Here is a 16,124-nt window from a genome sequence, read left to right as displayed (position 1 = left end):
GCCGTTCATCTGGACCAAGACAGCCGAGGAGATCCTCGACTCCCTCGCCCGTTTCTGCCGACGGATCTCCGCCGCAGGACACTAGGTGTCCGGGGGAGGGCCGTAGACGCGAGGACCGCCTCTGACCCGGGACGATAGGCTTCTCTAGGGCCCTGAACGCCGTTTGGGGAGAAGCACCCCTCAGGTGAAAGAAGCGTATCGGCCTGTACCCGTCTGCCCGTGCCGTGGGCAGGGATGAGCCGTGATCCTGGCGCCGAGAGTGTCAGCGACCGCGTGCTGGTCAACCTGGCCGGGAACCGCGATGGGGAGCGCGTTGAAGCGCCCTCAGCTCGGCCGGAAGGTCAAGAGCGCGGGAGCTAGGGCGGGGGGCTGTTCCACATCAGCTTGCCGTTCGAGGTGATGGCTGGCTATGTCTGCTGCCCGGGCGGCGGTCCGGCGACCGCCGGGTCCAAATAGGAGGGACCGGGCAGACCTTTGCGACGCATGGCGATCCCGGTCAGCGCCTCGAAGATGGCTCGCCGGGCGTTCATTGTGGTGGTGTAGCCGGGATCGAGGTGGGGTGCGACCTCGACGATGTCCATGCCCACGACTGGCGTCTCGTGACAGATCCGGCGGATGGCCGGCAGCAGTTCGCGGTTGGTCAGGCCGGGTGGCTCGGGTGTGCCGGTGCCGGGCGCGAAGGCCGGGTCCAGCACATCAATGTCCAGCGACACGAACAGATACTCCGGCCCGTCCAGCGCCTCGTCGATGGCCTGTTGGAGGACCACGTCGAATCCGCGCCGGTCGATCTCGGCCATGAAGTGCGCCCGCAGTCCGTGCTCGCGCATCCAGTCGAACAGTTCGTCGTCGGGCGCGATCGCGCTGCGCAGACCGATCTGGATGAAGTTGCGTCCGGGGACATGCTCGTCCTCGATCAGCCGGCGGATCGGTGTGGCGTGCGAGGTGGGATGGCCGAACAGGTCGTGGGAGCAGTCCGGATGGGCGTCGAAGTGGATCACGCCGACCTTGCCCGCCCCATACACGTCGGCCACGGCCGCGGCATCCGGCCACAGGATCGAGTGGTCCCCGCCGAGCACGATCGGGATCGCGCCGGTTCCGGCGATCTCGCGGACCAGAGCGCGGATCGGTTCCATGGAGTTGTCGATACTGAAAGGGTCCACCGCGGCATCGCCGTAGTCGACCACCGTCAACTCCTCGAACGGTTTGATGCGGGTGCTGGGATTGACCAGCATCTGCGGAGTGTTGGGCAGAATCCGCTCATCGGCCCTGATCGCGCGCGGACCGTAGGCTGCCCCGCGGTGCCCGGTCGACATGTCCACCGGGGCCCCGACGACTGCCACATCGACGTGGCCCGCACGCAGGTCGTCCGGGTTGAGGCACAGCGGCAGCCCGAAGAACGTGGCGATCCCGGCGTAAGCCGGTACGAACGCATACCGCTGCAGGTTGATCGGCCCGGGCTCGCGCCTCGGGTCGGACGTACGGTCGAGTTCCCATTTCCAGGCATCCGGAGGTACACCTTCCATGAGCGGTTCCTTTCGATCCCGTCCGGACAGCCGCCTGGTACGGATAGCGCCGGGCTGGCCACACAGCCGCCACTCAACCCGACCTGTGGTGATTCGCATCGCACCTTGGCGAGACAGACCGCAACAGTCAGTCGTTCGGACTGGTGCTCAGGGGGGTTGGAGGTCACGACAGGGCATCTGGGTCGCGCTGCTGGTTCTCCCTCTCCCGGCCCGACAGGCCCAGGAAAGCGTCTGACGTCGGACAGGTCCCCTTCCTACTAGCCTCGCGCGTTCACGTGGCCGGGCGTCCGAGGGGTGATCAGAAATGTGAAGAGTTCCCCTGACCTGCAGCGATGGGGCTTCTCCAGGGTCCAGGTCGTCGCACGAAAGAAGCACTCCGCAGGTGAAGAGGAGTATCGGGTCCTACCCGCGTGTCCGTATCGAGGGCAGTGGTCGAGGTGTGGTCTCGCAGTCCGGTGGTGTGCTGCTGGTCGAGACGGTCCGCAAGACCGGCCGGCCTGCTCAGGCTCCTCCGGGGTGAGTTCCTTCTGGTGGGCTCGCCAGCCGTAGGGCGGGGCGCCGTAGGCGTACCCTCCCTCGTTCGCCTTCTCTCGACGGCCATGGCGGAGCCGGGCGGCGATCATCGACCGTTCCAACTGAGCGAAGATGCCCATCATCTGCCGCATGGGCGGTGCGCATCGGGTCGTCCGGGTCGTCTGGGTGTACCTCTCCGGTGTCCGTGGTGAAGGCGCGGCCGCCGTGCTTCCAGATCTGCGCCAGGATCGCCTCCTGAACAACGAGGGTGCGGGCGAACCTGTCGAGCGTCGGGGCGATGATGCCGTCCGCCGTACCGCCCTCGATCTCGGTCAGCGCATCGGCCAGACCGGGGCGGTCGGCGCTCTCCAGGGTCCCGGAGCGTCCCTCGTCCCGGTAGATGGTGCGCCCGAGCCGGTGGCCTGCCTCGCGGCACCAGCGGTGCACTTCTCTTGGACGTCGAGTCCGTACCCGTCGAGTTGGCGCTCGGGGCTGACGCGGATGTACCCCACAAGCCTCATAGGGACATAATGGCGCCTCACGAGGGCCACCAGGGTCCTGACCTGCGGTGTCACAGAAGGTGGCATACCTGTGACGCTGGACAGAGCGTATCGGGCTCGTGATCCGCGGCCAGGGAGTCGTTCTGAGGTGCCCTTACCGTCGGTGGTCTCGTGACAGCATGCCCGGCTCGTATAGGCAGGCGAAGTCGAACACGTACGGCGGCGCTGAGCGCGGCTTCTTCCTCGTGGAAGCCGTCGTTCGGGGGCCGGGAGCAGATGAGAGGTGCAGGTTGCCGATCCACACGGTGCCGGAGTGACGCTCCTGTACCATCTCGCCTTGCTCGTGAAGCGCCTCGATGATCTCGGCTGCCGGCCACCCGAAGACGTCGACGCCCTGGAACGCAACCGGGCATGCCACTCGCTCGTCGACCGGCCGCCGCGACAGCGAAATGATCGAAAGGCCGCCTCCGTCGGAGGCCGACAGGGTGATCGAACATCCGGGCACGTCGAAACCAACCGCCCAATCGGTCCCGCAGACGAAAGCATCCGACAGCGCCGCATGCGGCGCCAGGACGCGACGGGCGTACTGCTCGGACATGCCGAAGACCAGTTCGGGCAGCGGGCCGGGCAGCCGTACGCCCGTCGCAGGAAGCAGGTCGATGGTCATGCCGCCATGGTGGCAGCCACGGCCACCACCTGGGCACTGTCGTCTCAGCTGCCCGGCTCACGGGTGCCGCATCGCTGCATCGAACGCAGCCGGTCAGCCCCGTCGGATTGGTCTGGTATTACGGCAGGATGCGGGGACAGTCTGAGAGGTTGTTTTCATCCCTAATGGCCTGTTAGGTTCCGGTTGCTGCTGTGTGGGTCTGCCGTGCCGGTGAGGCTGCCGGTGCGGTTGAGTCTCGATGGCCGGGTGGGGTGACAGCTGGGGTGGGATGCAGCATGCGCCTGTCTCATCCCAGGACGTACCGTTGCGCGGAGTCCGCCTCGGCTGCTGTTACTGCGCGCCTGGGCGCACTCGCCGCCGGGCGGTACGTCCAGGGCATGACTGGACGACGTGCGTATCCGAGTGATCTGTCCGATGCCCGCTGGGAGTTGATCGAGCCGGTCTTGTCCGCCTGGCGTGAAGAGCGCCGTGGCCGGGGTCTGGATATCGGGCGGCCGCCCGAGCATGACCTGCGCGAGATCATGGACGCGATCTTGTACGTCGACCGCACCGGAGTCCAGTGGCGCTACCTCCCGCACGACTTCCCACCGTGGGAGACGGTCTACGGGTACTTCGCGAAATGGGAGAAGGGCGGGGTGTTCGCCCAGCTCACCGGCCTGCTGCGGGAGTTGGTGCGGCAGAGGGAAGGGCGAAACGCCACGCCGTCGGCCTGCGTCATCGACGCGCAGAGCGTCAAGACCTCCACCAGCGTCCCGATCTCCAGCCAGGGCACGGATGCCGGGAAGAAGATCGTGGGCCGCAGGCGGAGCATCGTCACCGACACGCTCGGCCTGCTGCTCGCGGTGCTGGTCACCGCGGCCAGTGTCCGGCGGCGGCGATTGACGATATTCGATTTGGGCTGCATCGCGCCTTGCAGAAGATCCGCCACGACTTGAGCCGTGCGACGCCACGCTCGACCGGTGCCCGGGCCGCGGACAGTGCACGGTTGGCGGTTTGCTGGGTGGGTGTGAGGTCGCGCCCCGGCGGGCGTCTGAGGGGTGTCGTCACCCACGGGCCGGCTCCCATGTAGGCGCGGTCGGCGAGGACCGGGACGCCTGGCGTGCGCAGATCCTGATGATCCGGTGGGTGCGGGCCGCGGTCAGGTCGTGTGCGCGGCCGGGCAGTGCCGGTGAGATCCACAGCAGTCGGCCACAAGGGTCGGTCACCAGCTGCACGTTCACGCCATGTCGGCGGTGCTTGTGGGAGTAGTCGGCCCGGCCGTCGCCGACCCGGTCGCACTCGGCGAGGGTGCCGTCGAGCAGGACGTAGTCGGGTTCGGTCTCTCGCAGCACCTTGAGCAGGCCCGGTGCTTGCTCGGCAAGCAGGCTGATCATCGCGGTGGTGTAGGCGTGAGCGGTGCCCACCGAGACGCCGAAGCCGACGGCGATCTGGGCGAGCGTGTCGTGCTTGCGCAGGTACGTCAGGCCGACGAGCGCACGCTGGTGCGGCGGGAGCTTGCAACGGCGGTCACCCTCGCGGGTGACGATGAGCATCGTGACCCACTCGACCAGGGCGTGAGGCAGGTCGAGTGCGGCAGAATATGGAACCAACGCGGCTCCTGTGCCTGTGGGTTGAGACTTCGAACACCTCCCCCAACGGCACGGGAGCCTCGTGCGTTGCGCACCCCGGTGGCGTCACCCGATCGGTGGCCACACTGAAAGAGCTCATTGACTACAACGGCGTGGACGGTCTGGATATGAAGCGATTCCATATCCCGCAGCATGGGAACTGAGCCATGGTGAACCAGGACGCATACTGCCGCGAGCTGGAGTATCTGATCCAGTACGCTCACGACGACTGGCTCGGTTTCTCGGTCATTAGCGGGTCCGTGGGCAGCCTCCTCGGACGCGGCGCCTCGTTCCAGGAGCAGCTGACGTTGCTCCTGCGGATCGTCGGCGATCTGTATGACGCTGGAGCGCGAGCGGGCGATCTGACGGAGTCGACGCGGGAGCCTTTCCTGCCGTGGCACATGGAGAAAGCCGAGGTCCTGGCGCGGATCGCGGCAGAGGTTCAGCCGCATTCCCGGTTGCCCGACTCCGGTGACGTCTGCTGGTTCACGGTGCCGTGATGACGCCATGGCCGCCGTGATGCCCAGCATCACGGCGGCCATGCGTGCTGAAACCATCGCCAGGCCTGGTGGAGGGCGTTGGGTGTACTCCCCGGAGAAGCTCAAGCCGCCGGGCACGTGAAAGGTGGACATGGCTGGCAGCGAGTTGAGGGCGCTCACCGCGTTTGCTGCCGTCGACGCCCCGGGCACCGAGGTCGCCTTCGAGCGCCTGGCGGTCACCGAGCAGCAGATCGCCAGCTACGGGCTGCTCACCGCACCACCGAAGGCCAGCGACCACCCGGTCGTTCACCGGCACCTTCACCACCCAGGCCAAGGCTCCGTCGGCCCGGGCCGGTCCCCACTTGTGTTCACCCGGCGAACGGCACCCACAGCGCCTCCAGGTCAGGATCAACCGGCGGTCCCCACACCAGACCACCGTTCACCAGTCCGGGCTTGGCAGGATGTGCAACCGAGGGTGCCTCAAGAGCGTCCGCCATCTCCTCCAGGAACGTGGTCAACGAATCGAACTCAGGCCGACGCTCACCGAACTCCCCCCAGCGACAGATCATCCCTGTTTCGATGTCGAGGCCGAGGCCAGAGAGTGTCGTGGGCATTGAACGAGCACACCGGAATCCAGGAGCGCTTCCACAGCGGGTACTCGACCGTCCGGGCGGCGGCCGACGTCTTCCTGGACTCGCTGGGCAACGCGATCACGGTCCGGAACTACGGGATCGGGGTGGGCAAGACCGCCGAGCGGTTCGGTCAGGCCGGCCGCTGGCGATGCCGGTACTGCCCGGCTGCTGCCGCGGCTGCTCAAGGGCCGCACCTGCGGCCCGGTGTTCGTCACCCACCGCCGCCCGGGGCCCGGCAAGGTCGTCACCCGCGCGACGTCTGCCCGGACACCGGGCTAGCCCGGCTCTCCTACGGCCAGGCGCGCGCCCTGCTGGACGAGCACACCGCCCTTCGGGGGCCGGGCACAGGCTGGGAGCTGCACGAGTACCGCCACTCCTCGCTGACCCACCTCGGCGAGCAGGGCGCGTCCCTGTTGATGCCGATGGCGAAGTCCCGACACAAGAAGCCGGAGAACGTCCGCCGCCACTTCAAACCGTCGCCAGAGGCGATTGCCGAGCTCACGAGCCTGCTCGCGCCCGGCGGCAGCAACCGCTGAGCCGCGTTCCTTGATCCTTCTCGGTGGCAACGGCGGAGGCGGAGAGGAGCGTCGCAGCGGCAAGGCTGCCCCAGAGAGCGGCCGAGCCGTGGGGTGCGAGAGAGGTGATGACCGCCGGGGAGACGGCGAGGCCGAAGCCCGTGGAGAGCTCGAAGCGGGCGAGGGCGCGTCCCAGGACATGGGCCGGGGCGAGGGCGGTGAGGAGCGCGGTTGCGCTGCCGGCATAGATGATCTCGCCGATAGTGCAGACCACGGACACCGTGGCGACGGCCGGGGCACCCCAGCCGTGTCCCAGTGAGGTGGCCGCGAGGAAGCCGAGGTAGGACGCGGTGAGTCCCACGCCGGCGAGAGCCAGCACGGTCCGCCGGGAGAAGCGGGACATCAGGACGGTGACCGGAACCTGCAGGGTGACCACCAGCACCGTGTTGGCCACGAAGATGGCTGCCGACCACACCGGGGATGCGTGCAACTGTGTCACCAGGACCAGAGGGAGCGCGATTTCGGGGACGTTGAGGCAGAAGGCGTAGACCACGTTGGCGGCCAGCAGCGCGCGCATCCGGGGTGTGGGCCGGTCGTCCCTGTCCTTGGCCGGGGTAGCGGCCGGATGCGCGTGTAGGTGGACCGACCACGCCAAGGCCGCCGCAGTGAGATAGGCAAGCCCGGTGACGGCTGCCAGCGCCTGCAATGCGGTGGTGCCGCCCGCCAGGCATGCGGTGGCGAGGAGCGCGCCCGCGCCCATGCCGGCGTTGCGCAGGGCGCGGCCTCCCGCGAGAGCGGTGTCGCGTTCCCGGCCGTGGGCGACCGTGGCCACGAGAGCTGCGTGGGCGGCCGGCCATGCCTGGTTGCCGATGCCGAGGAAGAGCGCCGCCGTCGCGAGCAGCCAGACGTGCCCCGCCGGGGTGGCCAGCAGCAGCGCCACGCCCAGCACCCGCACCAGCATCGACGCTGCCACGACCGTGCTGCGTGCGCCCCGGTCCAGCCATCGGCCCACCGCGGGCATGCACACCAGACCCACGACGACGCCGACCGTCATGGCGATGCCGGTGACCGGCGCGGACAGCCTCAGCACCGTCACCCCGTAGAGCAGCAGAAAGGGCCGCAGCAGGCCGGTGCCGAGCGCGTCCACGGCCAGGGCGACGGCATAGCGGGGGCCTCCGGAGGCACGGACGAGGGCGCGGGGCTGGATCTTGGTGGTGGTTGCCATGGCGTCAACGGGGCGTTCGGCCGCAGGGCTGGGTACGTCGGTTGACGGACACCGTCAATCGACGCCGTCGCCGGCCATCCGGTCAGGGATGCTGAGGGGGTGACGTTGAGGATCGACATCAGCGGCCTGCCGTCCGAGCGATTGCGGTTCGCCGCCTCCCCGCTGGCCGAGCTGACCGCGATGCTGCACGTGCTGGCCGAACCTGGGCATCATCCGCAGCTCGCCAGCTGGGCCGGGGATGTCTGGGCCGGGCTGCGGCCGGAGCTAGCCAAGCGGTTGCGGGAGGCGGAGTTCCTCTGGCGTTCCTCACAAGCCGACTTCCTGGTCCCCGCCCGACCTCGGCCGACCCTCGCCGAGGAGTTGGACGACGTGGACCGGATCGACGACGAAACGTATGTGACCGCCGCGCTCGTCATCACGTGCGGCAGCAACCGGGTCCACTTTGCCGCGCCGTCGCCGCTCACCGACGCGACTGCGCGCGAGCGGGCCCTGGACCTGGCACAGGCCCGCGGCCCGCTGCAAGAGGCCTTCGCGGAACGGCTGCTCGCGGACCCGGCCGCTGTGCGGGCGCGGGTGCGCCACACCCTCGAACAGTGCGCCGAGGCCTTCTTCGACACCGCCTGGGCGGGCGTCGCCGTGCAGCTCGCCACCGACCTGCGACTGAAGAACGACCTGCGGAAGCGCCAGGGCATTGGGGCGGCACTCGCATCGGTCTCCGACGCAGTCACCCTGGCACCGGACGGCGACTGCATCATCGTGGACAAGCTGCAGGACAAGGTGACCGCCGCCCACGGCACCGGGGTCACCTTCATCCCCAGTGTCTTCGGCAGCCCGCACCTGGTGGCGGTCCATGCGCCCGGGTGGCAGCCGGTGGTGCAGTACCCCGTGGCCGAGCCGAGTCCATCAGAGCCGGTATCGCTGGAAACGGTCACGCTACGGCTGGAGGCACTCGCACATCCGGTACGGCTGCGGCTGCTGCGCACCCTGGCCCGCGGCCCGCACACCACCGGTGAGCTGGCCCACGCTTGGGAACTTTCACCCCCGGAGGTTTCCCGCCACCTCGCTGTCCTGCGCCGCGCGGGCCTGCTCACGGCCCGGCGGTACGGTCGTTACGTCCGTTACACCATCAATCTGCCCGATCTGACGGCGCTGGGCGCCGACCTGCTGGCAGCCGTACTGCGCTGAGTAGCTTCGGTCTGCCAGAACGCGGGCAACAGCACCGGCCGCCGCCATGGGCCGCCCGGCGACGGACCACGCTGGACCGGCGATGCCTTCACCTCCGCGATGGGGCCTGCGTTGGTGTTCCTCGCGGCCGTAGCTGCGATGGGTGCGCTTCTCCGGCGGCTACGTATCTGCCGCCAACGGTCCGGGGCCGCTGTGCCGCGCTCGCGCGCATGCGCGCGCGAACGGCAGCACGAACTCGCTGTTCGTCCGCGCTTCGCACCTCCCCGGTCGTCCGAGGGCCGATCAATACGACTTCGGGCCACGGCCGCTGTTTCCCTGTCAGTTCTGTAGACAGCTCCGACTGTGAATGGAACGCTCACTACAGAGAGGCAGGGTTGTCGCCGAGAACGCGTCGTCCTGCCTGTGCAGGGGACGGCTTTGACGGGCAGTTCGGTGTGACACCAGGTGGGCTTGAGCCGTGGTGCGCAGCGGTGCCCGGCGGGGCCGTCGGCGAGCCGAAATGGTTCTTCGCTCCCGCACTCGGCGGTGGCGATTGCGTTCGTCCGCTCTTCCCTTCTCCACGGCTCCTCACCCCGCAGCCCAGACCGGCCTCGGGGCGATCCCGGCAGGTCGTGAAACCCCGGCAGACATTGCCGGTCGGAACACCAGTCAGCATTCCTTCGCGGACAGGAGTTCACCAGATGAGAAACCGAGCCACCCCAGGGGCACTCGCCGTCGTTGTACTCGTCACGGCGGCGAACTTGGCCGCCTCCGCCTCCGCCTCCGTCTCTGCCGCGGCCAAGGCCGCCGGGCCGACTGAGTTCACCGTGGACATCACCTCCGACGCGGTGGACGCGGACCCGTCGGACGGCGTCTGCCGCACCGCGGCCGGTGGGTGCAGTCTCCGCGCGGCGGTGATGGCCGCCAACTCCCGGCCGGGCAGCACGATCACGCTGCCCGCCGGCCGGTACCGGTTGACCATTCCGCCCAACCCCCTGTTGGTCATCGGATCGCACCCCGACCCGAGCACCGGTGACTTGAACGTCAACGCGCCGACCACGATCAGGGGCGCTGGCACGCGTACCGCCATCATCGACGCCAACCGCATCGACCGGGCCTTCCGCATGCGGGCGAACACCTGGCTGTCCGACCTCACGGTCACCGGAGGAGTCGCCAGGCAGCGCGAAGTGCCCATCACCGACACCGGTGGCGGCGGCATCGCCAACGACAAGAACATGACCCTGAGGCGGGTTGCCGTGACCGGGAACTCCGCCGGATACGGAGGCGGCATCTTCAACACCCCGGATTCGCACCTGGACCTGATCGACAGCACCGTCAGCGGGAACGTCGCGGGGGAGGCCGGGGGAATCAGGTTCGACGACAGCGGCACAGTGGTCAACTCGACGATCGCCGACAACCGGGTGATCGATCCCGGCGGCCGTCCCGGCAGCCTCGGCGGCTACGGCGGGGGCGTGGACATCCGTGGCCTGGGGCCCGTGAAGATCCTCAACTCGACCATCACCGGCAACAGCTCGACCGACGGCGGCGGCGGAATCAACATCGCGCCCGCCTACCTGGACAGCCTGCCCTCGCCGATCACCGACATCATCGATCTGCCACTGGGACATCTCACCCTGCAGAACTCGATCGTGGCAGGCAACACCAGCCAGGACGCGTCCGGTGACTGCAAGAAGGTCTTCGCCGACATCGAATCGCATGGCCACAACATCGACAGCGACGGCAGTTGCCACCTCACCGCCGCGGGCGACCTGCCAAGCCGTACGCCGCTGGTCGGACCTCTCGCCGACAACGGCGGGCCCACAGACACCAATGCGCTGCTGCCCGGCAGCCCTGGCCTCGACGCGGCCGCCCACTGCCCCGCTACCGACCAGCGCGGCGTCCCCCGTCCCCAAGGCGCCGCCTGCGACATCGGCGCCTACGAACACACGCAGTGACACCGGCAACCCTGCTGCGACGGCAGCACCAGACAGGCACCCACCGTGTGCCCGCGTCCGCCACCGAAGGAAACAGAAGGAGACCGATGAGATCCCGCAGCGTGCGCCGTACCGCGACCCGCGCCGCGACCGCCGTCGCGGCACTGCTGCTTTCGATCACGGCACCCCCGGCAGCCTCCGCCGACTCCGGACACGACCCTCTGGTCGTCCGCACCACGCACGGCACGGTGCGCGGCGCCGCCGGTCCCGACGGCGGCCGGGTCTTCCAGGGCATCCCCTTCGCCGCCGCCCCGACCGGGGAGTTGCGCTGGCGCCCGCCCCAGCCGGCCGCACCGTGGTCCGGCGTACGGGACGCCAGCGCACCGGCCAGCCCCTGCCCCCAATTACCGCTGACGCTCCTCCCGGATGGCGGACCGGTCCTGCCAGGCGACTCCAACCGGACCGGCAGCACCTCGGAGGACTGCCTATACCTCAATGTGTGGACCCCGGCCCGGACCGGCAACAGGACCCTGCCAGTGCTGGTGTGGTTGCACGGCGGCGGCAACGCCTACGGCGCCGGAAGCGACTACAACGGCGCGGCGCTGGCCGCGCGGGGCGTGGTCGTGGTCACGGTCAACTACCGCCTCGGAGCACTCGGGTTTCTCTCCCACCCCGCCCTGTCGGCCGAGAGCGCGGACCATGCCTCGGGTGACTACGGCCTGATGGACCAGCAAGCCGCGCTGCGCTGGGTACGGAGCAACATCGGAGCGTTCGGCGGCGACCGGACCAGGGTCACCCTCGCCGGCCAGTCCGCCGGATCCGTCGACACCTGCCTCCACATCACCTCGCCGACGGCGAAGGGCCTGTTCCACCGGGCCGTCCAGCAGAGCGGCAGCTGCGTATCCCAGGGCGCTCTCACCCCGCTCACCCTGGCCGCGGCCGAGATGAAGGGGCAGAGCTTCGCGGCCTCGGTCGGCTGCACCGCCCCGTCGACCGCCCCTGCCTGCCTGCGTGCCGTACCCACCACCGAGCTCATCCGCGGCGCCCCCGGGGCCGCCCCACCCTTGTGGGGAGCCAATACCGGGCCGAGCATCCTTCCGGTCTCGCCGGACAAGGCGTGGGCTGCGGGGCGGGTGAACGCAGTCCCGACACTGAGCGGCAGCACCCACGACGAGTACCGGTACTTCACAGCGCTGTATGTGGACCTGCTCGGCGGCGGGCCGCTCACGCCCCAGACGTACGCCGCCTTGATCAGACTGCAGCATCCCGACCGGGCGGCCGCCGTCCTCGACACGTACCCGGCCTCCGCGTACCCGTCCCCCAACCTGGCCTATTCCGCCGTCGGCACCGACCAGCGGTTCGCCTGCCCGGCGAGAGCGGACAGCCGCCTGTACAGCGGCCGGGTGCCCGTCTACGCCTACGAGTTCAACGATCCCCAGGCGCCGCCGTTCATCCCCGCGCCACACACCCCGCAGGGCGCGTTCCACGCTTCGGAACTGGCTTACCTGTTCCCGATGAACGCTCTGCCACTACTGACTCCCGCCCAGCGCCGGCTGTCCGCCACGATGGCCGGCTACTGGGTCAGGTTCGCCGCCACCGGCAACCCCAACGGGCCGGGAGCGGCCATCTGGCCGCGATACGCTGCCGACCGCGACCGCATCCAGGTGCTGGCCCCGGACCGGACCGCTCCCACCACCGGTTTCGCTGCCGACCACCGCTGCACGTTCTGGCAGCCCTCCGGCACCTCCTGACGGGCGCCTCGTCGCTCGATGGAGCGGGTCCACTTCCGCTCCGACGGGCCCCTTCGGCGGCCTCCCCCGTACGGTGAGGCCGCCGTCCCGGCCCCCGAGCGGGGCCCATGCCCCGTCCCCGGCAGGCCACCGAGTCGGGGCTCAACCGTGATCCGTCCTGCGCAGGGCAAGCACGGCGGAAGGAGGGTGTGATGACTTCCACGTTCACGCTCGTCCGGGACGGGCGCCGGGCGTGCCGACAGCGGGACCGCCTGGCCGCGATGGTTGCCTTCGCCCGCGCGCCGTGCCGCCTCACGAACGCTCACCCCCGCCCAACTGGCGCGGGTAGCTCACCCGCCGGCTGCGGTCGGCCCACGTCATCGCCACCGGCGGCCATCTTGCGGCCAGGCGTCTCACTCGGCCGCGGTCAGGCGTGCCCGGCAGTGCGGGGCGGCCTCGTCTGTCTGGCGGCGACCGACCGGTTCGCGACACTTCCGGGACGCGGGGCTGCCGCGGATGCCTTTCCCAGGGGAACGCCGTGGTGGGCCGCCAAGGCCATCAACGCGACGTGCAGCGGCTCTGTCTCCAAGTCAGTGGTTGGTTCGAACCAACGGGCAACGGCGGTTCCACTCGCAGCTCTGAGGGTGAAGCGGGCAAGTTCGTCCGACACCTCCGGGCGGTCGCGCAGGTCGAAGACGACACTCAGGGAGTCCTGGGCCCATGCAACCAGGGCGTCTCGGTAGTGGTGCAGCTCGGCCACGGCCGCCCTGCTGGCGTTCTGCTGCAACATGCCCAGCCCGAGCAGCAGCTTCAGGCCGTGCGGGTGGCGTTGGAATCCGTCTCGGACCGCTTCGAGGAAGTTGTTCAGCCGTTGTGCAACGTCCGCGCCGGGTACCTCGACCGGTGGCAGGGCTGCCAGCAAGGTAATTCTGGCGCGTTCGAGCACCGCGACGTAGATGCCGTCCTTGCTGCCGAAGTGCCAGTAGATGGAGCTGGCGGGGAGGCCGCATGCGGCGGAGATCATCGAAATGGACGAGGCGGCGTAGCCGTGCCGCGACATCAGCTCGGTGGCGGTGTCGAGGATCGCGTCGCGTGACCGCATGCCGCGGTCATGGCCAGGTGCCTCCGTCATGCGACCGACTCTAGCCTCGCCGTTTCATTTGGTGTGAGGTCGGGTTTTGAGCGGGAACGTGAAAGTGCCTTCTGCGCTGGGACGATGAGTCTTGTCGAGGGGGCCTGTCGTCACCAGAGGAAGGCACTTTCTGCGTGCAGGCCAGTCGGTTCACGTCCCAAGTTCGTCGTATCCGCCGACGGAACGGGGGTGGTCGGGCAGGCCGGGGCACCGTTGTTGCCTGATCTCGCCGATGCCACTGGACAGACCACCGCGTACTCCGCCGCGCTGCGGTCGCTTCGGCCGCGTGGGATCGAGCTGATCAGTCTGCGACAGGCTTTCCCAGTACAGACGGAGGAACCTGGCGCCTGCTGATCGAGCGCCAAGCGCCACCCTGACGCACGTCGAGGCGATCCTGAAGCTCAGTCAGCTGATCGGCAGCCTGGCCCCGCAGATGTATGTGCTGACGAACCCTCGGGATGAGCCGAGCGGCCGGCTGGGGCACCGAGACTCTGGACGAGGTCTGCCAGAAGGCTCAGCAGCGTCATCGAACCGCTCGCCCCAAACATCGACTTCAAGCTCGTAGCCGCGAGTGAACGGACCGTGCGGGCGGCCACACTCCGCTAATCCGACGGCGCGCTGTTCCCCAGAGAGATGCTCCGTCACGCAGGTGGCGTGGACCGCGTGTTGTCCCGGACAACGCGTTGACCAGCTCGGACAGTGGCGTCGTGTCCGGGACAGCCCAAAGCCCTTGTGCCCATGTGGTCAGCCTCAGCAGGCTGTCTGGCGTTCACCCAGGCTGAAACACCACAGGTTGCAACTATGAGGGGGCAGGATGCCGACGTACCCGGAGCACCGGGAGTGGCCGTCAACCGAGCGGGAGTGGGCACAGCGCATCGAGCAGGTGGGACAGCAGCGCCTCGTCGGGCCAGACGGGAAGGACAGGGAAGCCGCTCCGAAGGCGGCACCGGCTCCGAGATTCATCTCCCGCAGAGAGTGGCGTGCCGCGGCGCCCACGCAGACCGACACTGTCAACTTCTGGCCGGAGTGGGGCGGCATCGTCCTGCACTACGCCGGGGGCGGGAAGGAGATGCGCGAGGAGCACAGTCCCGGTCGCACCCCGGCTCCGTTCGACGACTGCTACTACCAGGTGCGCCTGATCCAGCACCGGCACATGCACCCGTCCCCGATCACCGGGGGCGAGCGGTACTGGGACATCGCCTACAACTACCTGATCTGCCACCACGGGTACACCTTCGTGGGGCGTGGGCTCGCCTCCCAGCCGGGAGCCAACGGCAGTCGGTACACAAACGAGCGCTACTATGCGATCTGCGGTCTGATCGGCAGCGGCGATCCGAAGCCGACCGACGTGATGCTGCGGGAGACCAAGGCGGTCATGGAGTGGGTGCGGCGCTACGACCAGGCCGGCGCGCGCGTAGAAGGCCGCCATGTCAAGGGGCACAAAGACGTCGACCGGGATCCCCCCACCCAGTGCCCAGGCTCTCTGTACCCGTACATCGGGAACGGCTACTTCGACTAGCGATGGCGTTGTTCGTGGTCAGGCGGCGACGGGCATCGAGGCTGGGCTGACTGGCGGGCGGGCCGGCTGTCGGGCTGGCTTGCGGGTGAGGCGGTGGGTCACCCTCTCGTGGTTGCGGCGATGACGGCGGGCCCGCATGATCCAGGACAGCGACCTCTCTACGACCCAACGGCGGGGAGGTCGAGAAGCCGCTGGTGTTCGGTGGTCGTCGGACCGTCTTGACTGTGAGGTCGAGTTGTGTCTTCGCCCAGGTCACGAGGGGGTGCCCGCGTAAGCCGAGTCGGCCCAGACAGTGGCGATTTCGGAGTGATTGAGGTGGCGCTGGAAGAGGACTTCGCGGGCGGCGTCCCGGTCGGTGACATTGGCCGGCGTGACGATGACGAGCAGAACCAGGCCGCGGGTGTCGACGACGATGTGGCGCTTGCCGCCGTTGATTTTCTTCGCGGCGTCGTAGCCGTAGCTGTCCTTGCCGACGGTCTCGGAGGTCTTCGCGCGCTGGGAGTCCATGAAGACGGCTGCGGCCTGCGGGGTGTTGCCGTTGCTGAGACGTACTGCCCGGCGGAGCTGGTCGCGCATGAGGTTGATGACGCCGGTGGCCGCCCAGCGCCGGGCGAAGCGGTAGATCGTTCGCCAGGGCGTTGTGTGGATTCAGCTTTGTCAAGAACATCCCGTCCTGTCCCAACGGACGTCCGTGATCGGCAGCAGTGTCGCGCGGCGTCAGAACTGCGATCTGACGCGGTGTCCGTCCCGCGGGGTGGGGATGTCGGCGACTCGGACTTCACCACTGGCGGCCTGTAGTTGCACCTGGGTGGACGCCCGCCGTGAACGTGCACAATCTTCAACCATGGACTCAGGACTCGCGGCTGTATTGGGTGCGGCAGTAGGCGCACTAGCCTCGCGCTTTCATGAAGCGTGGTGTCCGACGGGTGGTCAGACAAACGAAAAGCGCCTCTGACCAGCAAGAATGAGGATTGTCGAGGTCCT

At 68.7% G+C, this 16,124-nt stretch carries 11 protein-coding genes and 4 pseudogenes; 7 read left to right on the top strand and 8 right to left on the bottom strand.

Features of this window, described 5'->3' with window-relative positions; all coding sequences use genetic code 11:
* Positions 1-407: 407 nt before the first annotated feature.
* The 3 genes from ACZ3H8_RS39650 to ACZ3H8_RS39640 form a co-directional block, all read right to left on the bottom strand.
* Positions 408-1,523, bottom strand: a complete 1,116-nt coding sequence (locus tag ACZ3H8_RS39650) for an agmatinase family protein (protein WP_467410077.1) — start codon at positions 1,521-1,523, stop codon at positions 408-410.
* Between the two features lie 501 nt (positions 1,524-2,024).
* On the bottom strand, positions 2,025-2,483 hold the full coding sequence (locus tag ACZ3H8_RS39645) for a recombinase family protein (protein ID WP_467410076.1): 459 nt from the start codon (positions 2,481-2,483) through the stop codon (positions 2,025-2,027).
* Between the two features lie 207 nt (positions 2,484-2,690).
* Positions 2,691-3,203, bottom strand: coding sequence for a hypothetical protein (locus ACZ3H8_RS39640; RefSeq protein ID WP_467410075.1), 513 nt, complete (start codon positions 3,201-3,203; stop codon positions 2,691-2,693).
* Positions 3,204-3,580: 377 nt separating this feature from the next.
* Here ACZ3H8_RS39640 and ACZ3H8_RS39635 point away from each other — a divergent pair.
* Positions 3,581-4,072 (top strand): annotated as a pseudogene (locus ACZ3H8_RS39635) (IS5 family transposase); the annotation flags it as partial.
* Here ACZ3H8_RS39635 and ACZ3H8_RS39630 read toward each other — a convergent pair.
* A pseudogene (locus ACZ3H8_RS39630) lies at positions 4,053-4,792 on the bottom strand (transposase). The pseudogenes ACZ3H8_RS39635 and ACZ3H8_RS39630 overlap by 20 nt on opposite strands.
* Positions 4,793-4,977: 185 nt before the next feature.
* Here ACZ3H8_RS39630 and ACZ3H8_RS39625 point away from each other — a divergent pair.
* Positions 4,978-5,310 carry a hypothetical protein gene (locus tag ACZ3H8_RS39625; protein WP_467410074.1) on the top strand — a complete coding sequence of 111 codons (333 nt, stop codon included), beginning with the start codon at positions 4,978-4,980 and terminating at the stop codon, positions 5,308-5,310.
* Between the two features lie 347 nt (positions 5,311-5,657).
* On the opposite strand, the gene ACZ3H8_RS39620 is transcribed toward ACZ3H8_RS39625, so the two are convergent.
* Positions 5,658-5,903 (bottom strand): hypothetical protein, encoded by a 246-nt coding sequence (locus ACZ3H8_RS39620; RefSeq protein ID WP_467410073.1) that lies wholly within the window; start codon positions 5,901-5,903, stop codon positions 5,658-5,660.
* Positions 5,904-6,068: 165 nt separating this feature from the next.
* Here ACZ3H8_RS39620 and ACZ3H8_RS39615 point away from each other — a divergent pair.
* Positions 6,069-6,457 (top strand): annotated as a pseudogene (locus ACZ3H8_RS39615) (site-specific integrase); the annotation flags it as partial.
* Here the strand turns inward: ACZ3H8_RS39615 and ACZ3H8_RS39610 are convergent.
* Positions 6,420-7,661: an MFS transporter gene (locus ACZ3H8_RS39610; RefSeq protein WP_467410072.1), complete on the bottom strand. Its 1,242-nt coding sequence runs from the start codon at positions 7,659-7,661 to the stop codon at positions 6,420-6,422. The pseudogene ACZ3H8_RS39615 and the gene ACZ3H8_RS39610 overlap by 38 nt on opposite strands.
* A gap of 99 nt (positions 7,662-7,760) precedes the next feature.
* Between ACZ3H8_RS39610 and ACZ3H8_RS39605 the strand changes: the two genes are divergently transcribed.
* The 3 genes from ACZ3H8_RS39605 to ACZ3H8_RS39595 all read left to right on the top strand — a co-directional run bounded on the left by ACZ3H8_RS39605 (position 7,761) and on the right by ACZ3H8_RS39595 (position 12,510).
* The gene (locus ACZ3H8_RS39605; protein WP_467410071.1) at positions 7,761-8,846 is read left to right on the top strand and encodes a DUF5937 family protein; all 1,086 of its coding nucleotides are present in this window, start codon (positions 7,761-7,763) and stop codon (positions 8,844-8,846) included.
* Positions 8,847-9,526: 680 nt separating this feature from the next.
* Positions 9,527-10,780, top strand: coding sequence for a choice-of-anchor Q domain-containing protein (locus tag ACZ3H8_RS39600; RefSeq protein ID WP_467410069.1), 1,254 nt, complete (start codon positions 9,527-9,529; stop codon positions 10,778-10,780).
* Positions 10,781-10,866: 86 nt separating this feature from the next.
* A complete protein-coding gene (locus ACZ3H8_RS39595) occupies positions 10,867-12,510 on the top strand; it encodes a carboxylesterase/lipase family protein (protein ID WP_467410068.1) in 1,644 nt (547 codons plus the stop codon).
* Between the two features lie 406 nt (positions 12,511-12,916).
* On the opposite strand, the gene ACZ3H8_RS39590 is transcribed toward ACZ3H8_RS39595, so the two are convergent.
* Positions 12,917-13,621 carry a TetR/AcrR family transcriptional regulator gene (locus ACZ3H8_RS39590; protein ID WP_467410066.1) on the bottom strand — a complete coding sequence of 235 codons (705 nt, stop codon included), beginning with the start codon at positions 13,619-13,621 and terminating at the stop codon, positions 12,917-12,919.
* A gap of 814 nt (positions 13,622-14,435) precedes the next feature.
* On the opposite strand from ACZ3H8_RS39590, the gene ACZ3H8_RS39585 reads away from it, so the two are divergent.
* Entirely contained in the window at positions 14,436-15,140 is a 705-nt protein-coding gene (locus ACZ3H8_RS39585) for a peptidoglycan recognition protein family protein (protein WP_467410065.1), read from the top strand.
* Positions 15,141-15,239: 99 nt separating this feature from the next.
* Here ACZ3H8_RS39585 and ACZ3H8_RS39580 read toward each other — a convergent pair.
* Positions 15,240-15,776 (bottom strand): annotated as a pseudogene (locus ACZ3H8_RS39580) (transposase); the annotation flags it as partial.
* Between the last annotated feature and the right edge of the window lie 348 nt (positions 15,777-16,124).

Source organism: Streptomyces sp. NPDC002868 (assembly GCF_055563295.1).
Note: the sequence above shows the minus strand (reverse complement) of the source record. Positions and strands in the feature narration are given on the sequence as shown.

Coding starts and splice junctions, on each gene's coding strand:
- ACZ3H8_RS39650 (WP_467410077.1), bottom strand. CDS start 1,523: ATGGAAGGTGTACCTCCGGATGCCTGGAAATGGGAACTCGACCGTACG.
- ACZ3H8_RS39640 (WP_467410075.1), bottom strand. CDS start 3,203: ATGACCATCGACCTGCTTCCTGCGACGGGCGTACGGCTGCCCGGCCCG.
- ACZ3H8_RS39625 (WP_467410074.1), top strand. CDS start 4,978: ATGGTGAACCAGGACGCATACTGCCGCGAGCTGGAGTATCTGATCCAG.
- ACZ3H8_RS39620 (WP_467410073.1), bottom strand. CDS start 5,903: ATGCCCACGACACTCTCTGGCCTCGGCCTCGACATCGAAACAGGGATG.
- ACZ3H8_RS39610 (WP_467410072.1), bottom strand. CDS start 7,661: ATGGCAACCACCACCAAGATCCAGCCCCGCGCCCTCGTCCGTGCCTCC.
- ACZ3H8_RS39600 (WP_467410069.1), top strand. CDS start 9,527: ATGAGAAACCGAGCCACCCCAGGGGCACTCGCCGTCGTTGTACTCGTC.
- ACZ3H8_RS39595 (WP_467410068.1), top strand. CDS start 10,867: ATGAGATCCCGCAGCGTGCGCCGTACCGCGACCCGCGCCGCGACCGCC.
- ACZ3H8_RS39590 (WP_467410066.1), bottom strand. CDS start 13,621: ATGACGGAGGCACCTGGCCATGACCGCGGCATGCGGTCACGCGACGCG.
- ACZ3H8_RS39585 (WP_467410065.1), top strand. CDS start 14,436: ATGCCGACGTACCCGGAGCACCGGGAGTGGCCGTCAACCGAGCGGGAG.